This window comes from Novosphingobium sp. 11B, from assembly GCF_054589055.1.
The window spans coordinates 1-11060 of sequence record NZ_BAAILP010000057.1 but is presented as its reverse complement, the minus strand read 5'-3'; the positions used below and the strand labels follow the sequence as shown (position 1 = coordinate 11060).

Below are 11060 nucleotides of genomic sequence, written 5' to 3'. Positions count from 1 at the left end.
AGGACGTCACCCTGCGCGACGGGATGCACGCGATCCGTCACCAGTACGGCCTCGACCACGTCCGGTCGATCGCGCGCGCGCTCGACCGTGCCGGGGTGGATGCGATCGAAGTGGCGCACGGCGACGGGCTCAGCGGGTCCTCGTTCAACTACGGGTTCGGCGCGCATACCGACTGGGAATGGCTGGAAGCGGTGGCAGAAGTGCTGGAAAGCGCGGTGCTGACAACGCTGCTGCTCCCGGGGATCGGCACGGTCCATGACCTCAAACAGGCGCACGACCTGGGCGTCCGCTCGGTCCGCATCGCGACGCACTGCACCGAGGCGGACGTATCGCGCCAGCATATCGAGGCGGCGCGCGGCCTCGACATGGACGTGTCCGGCTTCCTGATGATGAGCCATATGGCAGAGCCGGAAGTGCTGGCCCGGCAGGCGCTCCTGATGGAGCAATACGGCGCCCACTGCGTCTACGTCACCGACAGCGGCGGCGCGATGAACATGGACGACTACGCGGCGCGGCTGCAGGCTTACGACCGGGTGCTAAAGCCGGAAACGCAGCGCGGCGTGCATGCGCACCACAACCTCTCGCTCGGAGTGGCGAACTCCATCGTCGCTGTGCAGAACGGCGCGGTGCGCGTCGATGCCTCGCTGGCGGGGATGGGCGCGGGGGCAGGCAATGCCCCGCTCGAAGTGTTCATCGCCGCTGCGGACCGCAACGGCTGGGACCACGGCTGCGATCTCTACGCGCTGATGGACGCGGCAGAGGATCTGGTTCGCCCTCTGCAGGACCGCCCCGTGCGCGTCGATCGCGAGACGCTGACGCTCGGCTATGCCGGGGTCTACTCCAGCTTCCTGCGCCATGCGGAAAAAGCCGGCGCCGATCACGGCGTCGACACCCGCGCCATTCTTGTCGAGGCCGGGCGTCGCAAGATGGTCGGCGGGCAGGAGGACATGATCGTCGATATCGCGCTCGACCTCGCGCGGGCACCATCGGCGCAGTGAAAAGAAGACCTGGTCCGTTTTCAGTGGACCAGGTCTTTCGAGTCATAGGAGAGAGACCGCCTGAAGCGATCCGGTCGAACCGGAAGACAGGCACCGCCTGCAGAGGCGATGCGCTTCCCGTGGATGTGAGGTCCGACGATTCCAACCTCGCATAAAGTTCACAGGTTTACAATATGTGATTTCATAGGCTAACCCGAGGGGCGACGGGGCGACATACGATCGCCGCCAAAAAGGGATGATGCCATGTTGGAACGCGATGCCAGCCACCTTTTCGACGAAGACCTCCGGCTGTTTCGCCAGACCGTTCGCCGCTTCGTCGAGCGCGAATTCTCGCCCCGGGTGGAGGAGTTTGAGGACGCCGGAAAGGTCGCCCGCGATTTCTGGCTGAAGATGGGCGAGGCCGGGTTCCTGTGCCCCGGAATTCCTGAGGAGTTCGGCGGCCTCGGTCTCGACTTCCGCTTCAATGCCATCCTCAACGAGGAACTGACTTATGCGATGATGTCGGACAGCGTGACGCTGCAGTCCGACATCACGATGCCCTATCTGCTGCACTACGCATCGGACGAACTCAACGCGCGCTGGCTGCCGGGCATGCTGTCGGGCGAGACGGTGTCAGCAATCGCGATGACCGAACCGGGCGCAGGCTCGGACCTGCAGGGCGTGCGCACCACGGCGCGGCGTGACGGCGACGAATACGTCATCAACGGCTCCAAGACCTTCATCACCAACGGGCAGAACGCCGACGTCATCATCACGGTATGCAAGACCGAGCCGGAACTGGGCGCCAAGGGCACCTCGCTGATCCTGGTCGAAGCGGATCGCGCCGGGTTCGAGCGCGGGCGCAATCTCGACAAGGTCGGACAGTGGATGGCGGACACCTCGGAACTGTTCTTCAACGATGTGCGCGTTCCCGCCGGCAATCTCATCGGGCAGGAGAACCGAGGGTTCATCTACCTCGTCAGCGAACTGGCGCAGGAACGTCTGTCGATCTCCATCACCGCGCAGACCGCCGCGCAGCGCGCCTATGACGAGGCGATCGCCTTCACCCGCGAGCGCAAGGCGTTCGGCAAGGCGATCATCGATTTCCAGAACACCCGTTTCACCCTCGCCGACATCAAGGCCAAGCTGCAGGTCGGTTGGGCGCACCTCGACTGGGCGATCGACCGCCATGTGCGCGGCGAACTGACGGCGGAGGAAGCGGCGGCGTCGAAGTACTGGCACACCGAGATGCAGTGGCTGGCCTGCGACGCGGCGCTGCAACTGCATGGCGGCGCCGGGTACATGAACGAGTACCCGATCGCCCGCATCTGGCGCGATGCGCGCGTGCGCCGGATCTACGGCGGGTCGAGCGAGATCATGCGCGAATTGGTCGGCCGCTCCCTGTGAGCGGCCGCATCTAAGCGGCTAGGCCGTCCGGCGTAGAGCCGGACGGCCGCGCATCAATCCCGGCAGTAATGCGCTGCTTCGGCAAGGAAGCGCGCCTCGTGCGTGGGATCGGCGAAGTAGGAATCGTGCCCCGCGAGGCGCGAATAACGATAGAGCGCCGCCAGCTTGAAGTTCACCATGGCCTGATACCAGCGGATATCGATCGCCTCGCCCCCGGTCTGCGCAAAGTAGCGCGCGATCACCGTTTGCGGCTCGGGGCAACCGGCTTCCAGCAGCGCGGCTGCCAGATCCTGCACCGGCGTATGGCACGCCCCTTCGCGCGGGAGCGAGCAGGCGAGATAGGCAAGGTCCAGCAGCGGATCGCCGACGGTCGCCAGTTCCCAGTCGAGGATGGCGACGAGCCGGGGCACCCCCTCGCCGCTCCACATGACATTGCCGAGGCGCATGTCGTTGTGGATGATCGCCGCGCCGGAAGGCTCGGGCACCCTGCCCTCCAGCCATGCCGCGACTTCGCGGAACGCCGGGGACGGCTCCTCGCGCCCGTCATCCAGCATGCGCGCGAATATCCGCAGGTGGCGCGCGTTGAAGGCTTCCGGCCTAGCCTTTCCGGCAAGCGGGGTGGCGCTCCAGTCGATGCCGTGAAGCTGCGCCATCGCCGAGACCAGTTGCCCGGCCATGCCCTCGCCGACACTCTCGCCGGTAAAGGCGGCCGGAAGCGTCTCGGTGACGACCACGCCGTCAACCATGTCCATGATGTAGAACGGCACGTCTAAGACCGCGCCCGCCTCGGCCGTTGCCAGCACGCCCGGGACGGGGACGCCGTGCGGCCCGACGATGCGCAGGAAGCCCGCTTCGCGCAGCACATCGTTGCTGCCCGGTGGGAACGGCGGCGGCGGCGGGCGGCGCAGCACCATGCCCCGCCCGCCCGTGTCGAGGCGGAACGTCAGGTTGCTGTGCCCGTCGCCGATCGGCGCGATGCGGGGTTCTTCGTCGGCAAGGTCATGCTCGCGCAGGAAGGCATGCAGGCGCTCGCGCGTGGGCGCGTCGAAACTCCAGCTCAACGGGTTGCTCCGCTTTCCACCAGATGGTCGAGGTAGGCCTGCTGCCAATGCGTCTCGTACTGCCCCGCCGCTACCGCGCCGTCGATCGACCCGGTACAGGCGGCTTCCTGGATGAGTGTGCCGAACTTGTCCTTGGTCGGCAGCTTGACGAGGCCGAAGCGCTGCAGTTCGAGCAGGCAGGTTTCCCCCGCAGTATCGACGATCTCGGCGCGCAGGGTGTCCTGGCTCATGTCGTCACGATAGGTGCCGTGCTGGCGGATCGTGGCGATCGGCGTCAGCGTCCCGTCGCGCACGACATAGCCCGCGCAGCCCAGTTCGCCGCGCGCGATCCAGATCCAGCCGTTTATCATGCGGCTGCCATCCGGCGTATAGGCGCACAGCCACTTCCAGTGCTGCGGCACGCCCCAGTTGCGGTTGCCCCAGCTGTGATCGCGGTGCGCCATGCCCGAAAGGTCGATCGTGCGCCCGCCCGTGCGGATGCTGCCCTCGATCCGCCCGGTCTGCTCGTAGCGGTTGAGCGCGAACCATGCGGGCAACCCATCGGGATTGTCATGATAGCTGAAAGGCGGATGGCTGCCGGTGAAGGTGAAATCCAGTTCCACGCGCTCGCTGCGATAGCTGACCCTGGCCGGCTCTCCGAAGCCGGTCTTGCGCAGTTCCAGCCCCTCGAACGAAAGCGCGTCGAGGTCCATCCCCGCAGGTATCTCGCCATTGACGAGTTCGAGCAGCAGCGGCCGCTTCTCCTCCCCCCAGAGCACCACGTTGAAGCCCGCCTTCCCGGCGCTGGTCAGGTAGAGATAGGCCTGAAAACCGAGCTTCTGCTCGGGCAGGATCGTCTGCCAGAACAGGGAATCCCGCATGCGGCCGCTGTCGTCGGCGGGGTGGCGCAGATGATCGCGGGGGGAAAAGCGCGACATGAAATCTCCTTCGTGGGCTCGCTCAGGCGTCCGGCTTCGCTGCGCTGTTCACGCGGGAAAGGACATAGCGGGTGGTCTGCGCATAATGCGCCGTGAGGATACGCGCGGCCTCGGCCGCGTCGCGCGCGCGCAGCGCGGCGACGACGGCGCGCCGCGGGGCGACCAGTTCGATCTCGCTGGTCAGGCGGTAGACGCGCAGCACGTCGGCAACGATCTCGGCGACGGAATCGATCAGCATCGACAGCACGAGATTGTGCGAGGCCCGGCCCAGCACCCGGTTGAACTCCACCAGCGGATCGATCGTCGCCAGCGGATCGCCCATTTCCAGGCAGCGCACGGTTTCGGCGATATTGGCGTCGAACGCGGCGAAATCCTCGTCATCGGCGCGCTGCGCGGCCAGTTCGGCAGCCTGCATCAGCAGATTGACGCGCACCGCCATCAGGTCTTCCAGCGGCATGCGGCCCAGCACGATCATGTCGCGGATCGACTGGCCGACGCCCTCGCCGCTCCGCTCGCGCACGAAAGCGCCGCCGTTGACGCCTTTGGCGAAGCGCAGCACGCCCGACATTTCCAGCGTCCGCAACGCCTCGCGCACCGCATGGCGGCCGACATGGAAGGCTTCGGCCAGGGCGCGTTCGCTGGGGAGCCGGTCTCCCGGATTGAGGCGCTGGGCGCCGATCTCGTCCAGGATGGCGTCGCGGACCCGCTCGAATATCCGTCGCCCGCCCGCGGCGCTCCCTTCGGCATGCATCGTCATGGGACTGCCCGCCTTGCTTCGCAGGTGCCGTGTTCGTTGGACGGTCGCCCGGCAGGCCGGGACCGGGCGCGAGGGTTCGATCCCTGCGCCACAGTCTCCACCCCATGCCTGCCGGGCCGCCCCCATGCTACATCGCCCAGCCCAGCGTCAGGCCGTAAGTGCGCGGCTGGCCGTAGATGCTGATGACCTGCCCCGGCAGCGCCAGCACCGTGCGGCGATAGTTCACGTCGAAGGCGTTCTGCACCCATGCGCTGAGGCGCCACTGGCCGGTGCGGAAGGTCACCCGCGCGTTGCTCAGCACATAGCCGTCTTCCGAGGTGAACGGGATCGTCGTGCCATAGGCAAGTTCGCCCTGTCCCGGTTCGTGGAAGAAGTCGCTGAGCATCGCCACGTCGCCGTGCAGCGTCAGGTCGCTGTCGCCGCCGGTGTGGATGGTGTAGTCCGAGCTGACGTTGACCGAATGCTTGGGCGCACGCACCATCGTCGTGCCCGAGAAGTCCAGCGCCCCGGTCGAATAATCGAGGTACTTGGCGTCGGTATAGGCATAAGCCACCGCCACGCGGAAATCGCGGATCGGCTCGATCGTCACATCCAGTTCGGCGCCCTTGATCCGGCTCTTGCCCGCGTTGGTGATGAGCGACGGCGTCGATCCGTCCGGCAGCTGCGTGACCCGCGAGACCTGCAGGTTCGAATAGTCGTAGCGGAAGACCGCCGCATTAGTCTGCAGCGCGCCGTTCAGCCAGGTGCTCTTCACGCCGATCTCGTACGCCTTGATCTTCTCGGGATCGAAGACTTCGGCCGCCTGTGCCGCCGTCAGCGGAGTGTACTGGTAGCCGCCCGACTTGAAGCCCTTGCTGAAGCTGGCGTAGAAGTTGAGGTCGCGGTTGGGCTGGTACGCCAGCACGAACTTGGGATCGAACGAGGTGAACTTCTTGGTTGGGTTCACCTGATCGAAATCGGCGCGAACCAGCGGCAGCGTGTCCGTGGTGCGGCCGCCCAGCGTCGCCTTCTTGCGGTCCTCGGTATAGCGCGCACCGGCGGTAAACTTGAGTTCGTTGCTGATGTTGAAGGTCGCCTGACCGAACCCGGCAATGCTCTTGGTGTCATAATGGCCGAAGGTCTGGTCGACCGATCCGGCCCCCGCAACGCTGTCCGCGCCGTAGCGGAAGAAGTCCTCGTGGTAGCTCTTGTCCTTGTAGAAGTAGACGCCGACGATCCAGTCTACCAGCCCGCCCAGCGACAGTGCGCCATCATTGGCAGAAACGAACCGCAGTTCCTGCGAGAACTGCTTGGAGTCCTCGTTGCTGATCTGGCGGATCACGTCGAGGCTGGTGTTATCGAAATCGCGGTCGTCGGTGTAGGTCATCTTGCGATAGGACGTGACCGAGACGAAATCGCCAACGTCCGTCGCCCAGTTGATCTTGCCGGTGAAGGCATCGATCTTGCGATCATAGAGCGGATCGGTGGTGTAGTACTGCTTGTAGGGATCGTCCGAAAGCTGCGGCACCAGTCCGGCGCGGCCAAGCAGGATGCCGTAGGGATTGGTGGTGCTGCCGATGCTTTCGCCCTGGAACGAGCGGCCGGTATCGCGCGCGATCTCGCCGATAAGGTCGATCTTGATGGTCGAGGTCGGCTCGATCGCCAGACGCAGGCGGCCGCCCCAGTTGTTGACGCCCTGCGGGTGATTGCCGGTCGTCAGGTTGGTGATGTAGCCCTGCTGCTTGGTACGCCACGCCGCGATGCGGCCCTTGATGGCATCGCCCGCGATCGGGCCGGAAACGGCGCCGAACAGATTATAGCTGTCATAGTTGCCGACGCCTGCCTCGGCCTCGGCCTGGAAGTCGTCCGTCGGCCCCTTGGTGATGACGTTGACGGCGCCCGCGATCGTGTTGCGCCCGTAAAGCGTGCCCTGCGGCCCCTTCAGCACCTCGACCCGCTCGATGTCCTTGAGCGCGCCGAGCACGCCGCCGGTACGGCCCAGATAGCTCTCGTCCACGAACACGCCGACCGAGGATTCCGAACCCGGATCGAACTGGCGCGTGCCGATGCCGCGAATGTAGAGCTGCGGGCGCGCCGAACCGAAGCCGCCAGCGTAGAAGCCCGGCACGCGCGGCGCGATGTTGCTGATGTCCATGACGCCGGCGGCGACCAGCGCCTTGCTGTCGAGGGCGGAAATCGTGGCGGGAACGTCCTGCAGACGCTCTGCCCGGCGCTGCGCGGTGACCACGATGTCGCGCGAAGGGTCCGCAGCAGTATCCTGCGCCGCCTGGTCCTGAGCAAACGCAACTTGCGGCATGGCGCATGCGGCAAGCAGAATCGTCCTGTACTTCAAGTTCATCCTCTTCCTCCCTCCGTTTGAGGTCCACCCGGCCACCGTCTGTCGCGGCATCCCGGATTTGGTTGGACCATTTATCAAGCCCGATTCAAAATCGTCAAGCTGTTTATCAATTACGAAACATTTCCGGCAAGGTGTCTTCGAAAAACAAGGAATTTTGGGAACGTGGCGACCTCTTCCGAGGTCTACATTGAAATGAGCCAGTTCCACATTCTTTCGACGACTCCGCCCGACCAGACCTGCCGTGCGGCCGTTTCCTCGGCATTCAGACGGCCGCTTTCGGGGGCGAATCCCATCATGCGCACGTCGCGTTCGATGCGGGCGGCGTCCTCGAGAAACCAGTTCAACACCGCCGCCTGCTCCAGCGTCTCCCCCGCAACGACGACACCGTTGCCGCGCAGGACGATGGCATTCCCCTCGCCCAGCGCCTTGGCGACGCGCACGGCCGCAGCATCGTCGCGGAGCAGGCGGGGATCGTCCCACAAGGCGGGGCCCGGCGCGAAGTAAGCGCCGATGCCGTGGCGCGCAGCCGGGACGATCCCTTGCGTGGACAGCGCCATGAGCGCAGGCGGCATGGTCCGGCAGATCCCGCCAACGTCGGCGCGGCGCGCATAGATCGCCTGATGCACGCGCACTTCGCCCAGTACGCCTTCCGGCAAAGGCCCCGATATCGGCACGACGACGCCCGGCTCGTCCGAAACCAGCCCCATCGGCATCGCCGCGCAGACAAGGAAACTGTCTCCATCGAGCCGCGCCGAGCAATGCCCATAGGCATGCGCCAGCCCGCTGCGCCCCAGCGCCCGCGCGGCCTTGCGCACCAGATCTTGCCGCGCATTCGCCTCCATCGATCTCTCCCGCGTTGCCGGGTGTTGACCCCGGGTTCATCGCTTCTTACAAACCAAGTGCTCGGTTTGTTGATTCGTCTTGTAGCCGGGCCAATACGGGAGTCAACACGACATGGAGAGGATAACGACCGGGATCATCGATGATCCGGCGTCCAACAGGTTTCTCGTGCCGCGCCGGGTCTTCACCGACCGGGCGGTGTTCGAACTGGAATATGCCGCGATATTCGATACTTGCTGGCTGTACCTCGGTCACGCATCCGAACTGCCCGCGCCCGGCAGCTTCGTGACGCGCAAGGTGGCGCGGCGCCCGATCCTGTTCACCCGCGACCGCGACGGCGAATTCCACGCGCTGTTCAACGCCTGCCCCCATCGCGGCGCCACGGTATGCCGCGAGCGCAGCGGCAAGTCGCCCGCGTTCATGTGCCTCTACCACGGCTGGACTTTCGGTTCGGACGGGCACCTCAAGACGCTGCCCGGCTCCTCGGGCTATCCCGAGGGCTTCAAGACCGACCCGCAGAAGCAGATGGTCCACGTGCCGCGCATGGAGCGCTTCGGCGACTTCTTCTTCATCAGCTTCGCCCGCGACGGCGAGGATCTGGCGACGTATCTCGCGGGCGCGGGCGACTACCTCAAGCTGGTCTCCGAGCATTCCGCCAGCGGCATGCAGATCGTCGGCGGCACGCAGGAGTACGCCATTCGCGGCAACTGGAAGCTGCTCTCCGAAAACAGCTTCGACGGCTACCACGCCGCCTGCAACCACTCGACCTACCTCGAATACCTCAAGAGCGCGAACGGCGCCCTCTCCGCCACGCCGCTGGCGGGCGAGGCGTTCGACCTCGGCAACGGCCACGCCGTCGTCGAGTATTCCGCGCCCTGGGGCCGCCCGATCGCCAGCTGGGTGCCGCTGTGGGGCGAGGAAGGCAAGGCCGAGATCGACGGCGTCTACGCCGAACTCGTCAGCCGCGTGGGCGCCCCGCGCGCCGACCGTATTGCGCGCAAGAACCGCAACATGGTGATCTTCCCCAACCTGGTGGTGAACGACATCATGGCGATCACCGTGCGCACCTATTTCCCCACCGCGCCCGACTACATGGAAATCAACGCCTGGGCCCTCGCCCCGCGCGAGGAAAGCGAGTGGCGGCGCAAGTACCGGCTCTACAACTTCACCGAATTCCTCGGTCCCGGCGGCTTCGCGACGCCCGACGACGTGGAAGCGATCGAGAAGTGCCAGCAGGGCTACGCCACCGCCGGGGACGCGCTCTACAACGACATCTCCAAGGGCATGATCCGCTCCGACGCCCCCTCGTTCGACGACGAGGCGCAGATGCGCTGCTTCTGGCGCGAATGGGACCGCCGGGTCACGGCGGCGAAAGTGATGGCCGATGCCTGAGATGATCGACGACACCCTGATGCTGCGCCTGCGCGTGGAAGACCTGCTGTTCGAGGAAGCCGACCTGCTCGACAGCTGGCGGCTCAAGGAATGGCTGGCGCTCTACACCGAAGACGCCTGGTATCATGTGCCGCCCAGCGACGTGGACGGCGATTCCGCCGATCCCGACACCTCGCTGTTCTACATCATCGACGATGCCGTGCGCATGCGCGAGCGGGTGTCGCGCCTGTCCAAGATCGGCGCGCATTCCGAGCACCCGCGATCGAAGGTGCGCCACATCGTGTCCAACGTGCGCGTCCGCCGCGACGGCGCGGTGATCCGGGCGCGGTCCTCGTTCATCATCTACCGCAGCAAGGACATAACCAGCGACGCCTTCGTCGGCCACTACATCCACGAGATCGTCGAGCGGGACGGCGCCTTGCGCATCGCGGGCAAGAAGTGCGTCCTCGACATGGAAGCGCTGCGTCCACACGCGCGCATCAGCATCATCCTCTGACCGGCGGGAGAGACGCCATGGACCATCCCCTTCGCTTCGCCCGGCTGGGCTACTGCCGCCTGCACGCGCCCGATCTGGAGCGCAGCATCGGCTTCTACCGCGACGTCGTCGGCCTGACGCTGGCGCGTCGCGACGAGACCGAGGCATGGTTGCGCTGCGGCGACAAGCCCTACGACATCGTGCTGGGCGAAGGCCCGGCGGGCCTTGCCGCCGTGGGCTTCGAGGTGGAGAGCGAGGCCGATCTCGACCGCGCCCATGCCATCGCCGAAACCCTCGATCTCTCGCCCCACTGGGCCGACGCGGAGACCTGCGCGCGCATGCAGGTGCGCCGTTCGCTGCGCTTCACCGATCCTATCACCGGCATGGAAATCGACTTCTTCACAGGCCTCGCGGTGACGGACGAACCGCTCGCCTCGCAGCTCACCAAGATCGTGCGCATGGGCCATGTCGTCATCAACGTTCATGACCTGAGTGCTGCGCACAATTTCTGGGTCGAGACGCTCGGCTTCGCGGTGTCGGACCGGGTGGAGGGCATGGCCGAATGGCTGCGCTGCTGGCCTAATCCGCTGCATCACAGCCTGGCCCTGTTGCAGAGCCCGACCGGTGCCAACACGCTGCACCACATCAACTTCATGGTCACCGACATCGACGATATCGGCCAGGCCATGAACCGCCTCAAGGGCGCGGAGGTGCCGATCGTGTTCGGGCCGGGCCGTCACCTGCCCTCGACCAGCGTGTTCCTCTATTTCCTCGACCCGGACGGCAACAGCGCCGAGTTTAGCTTCGGCATGGAACTGTTCGAGGAACAGGGCGCGCGGGGCCCCCGCGAACTGGAGCACAAGGCCGAAGTCATGGACACCTGGGGCGGCCGCCCC

At 65.8% G+C, this 11060-nt stretch carries 10 protein-coding genes; 5 read left to right on the top strand and 5 right to left on the bottom strand.

The window, feature by feature from the left end:
- Positions 1-998 (top strand): 4-hydroxy-2-oxovalerate aldolase (dmpG, locus tag ACYPYD_RS04635; protein ID WP_459662269.1); only part of this gene is annotated, 998 nt, incomplete at its 5' end.
- Positions 999-1241: 243 nt separating this feature from the next.
- On the top strand, positions 1242-2384 hold the full coding sequence (locus ACYPYD_RS04630) for an acyl-CoA dehydrogenase family protein (RefSeq protein ID WP_459662268.1): 1143 nt from the start codon (positions 1242-1244) through the stop codon (positions 2382-2384).
- A 53-nt stretch (positions 2385-2437) separates the two neighbouring features.
- Here the strand turns inward: ACYPYD_RS04630 and ACYPYD_RS04625 are convergent, their stop codons facing one another.
- From ACYPYD_RS04625 to ACYPYD_RS04605, 5 genes are all read right to left on the bottom strand, one after another.
- Positions 2438-3445 (bottom strand): phosphotransferase family protein, encoded by a 1008-nt coding sequence (locus ACYPYD_RS04625; protein WP_459662267.1) that lies wholly within the window; start codon positions 3443-3445, stop codon positions 2438-2440.
- Entirely contained in the window at positions 3442-4362 is a 921-nt protein-coding gene (locus ACYPYD_RS04620) for a DUF7064 domain-containing protein (RefSeq protein WP_211151539.1), read from the bottom strand. Before ACYPYD_RS04620 ends, ACYPYD_RS04625 begins: the two co-directional genes overlap by 4 nt.
- Positions 4363-4384: 22 nt before the next feature.
- Positions 4385-5119, bottom strand: a complete 735-nt coding sequence (locus ACYPYD_RS04615; RefSeq protein ID WP_162177373.1) for a FadR/GntR family transcriptional regulator — start codon at positions 5117-5119, stop codon at positions 4385-4387.
- A gap of 127 nt (positions 5120-5246) precedes the next feature.
- Entirely contained in the window at positions 5247-7457 is a 2211-nt protein-coding gene (locus tag ACYPYD_RS04610) for a TonB-dependent receptor (RefSeq protein WP_459662266.1), read from the bottom strand.
- Positions 7458-7639: 182 nt separating this feature from the next.
- Complete coding sequence (locus tag ACYPYD_RS04605; protein WP_459662265.1) at positions 7640-8299, bottom strand: class II aldolase/adducin family protein; 660 nt, start codon at positions 8297-8299, stop codon at positions 7640-7642.
- Between the two features lie 112 nt (positions 8300-8411).
- Here ACYPYD_RS04605 and ACYPYD_RS04600 point away from each other — a divergent pair, with 112 nt between their 5' ends.
- From ACYPYD_RS04600 to ACYPYD_RS04590, 3 genes are all read left to right on the top strand, one after another.
- Positions 8412-9689 (top strand): aromatic ring-hydroxylating oxygenase subunit alpha, encoded by a 1278-nt coding sequence (locus ACYPYD_RS04600; RefSeq protein ID WP_459662263.1) that lies wholly within the window; start codon positions 8412-8414, stop codon positions 9687-9689.
- Positions 9682-10185: an aromatic-ring-hydroxylating dioxygenase subunit beta gene (locus ACYPYD_RS04595; protein WP_459662262.1), complete on the top strand. Its 504-nt coding sequence runs from the start codon at positions 9682-9684 to the stop codon at positions 10183-10185. Before ACYPYD_RS04600 ends, ACYPYD_RS04595 begins: the two co-directional genes overlap by 8 nt.
- Before the next feature lie 17 nt (positions 10186-10202).
- The coding region (locus tag ACYPYD_RS04590; protein ID WP_459662260.1) for a VOC family protein at positions 10203-11060 on the top strand (858 nt) is incomplete at its 3' end.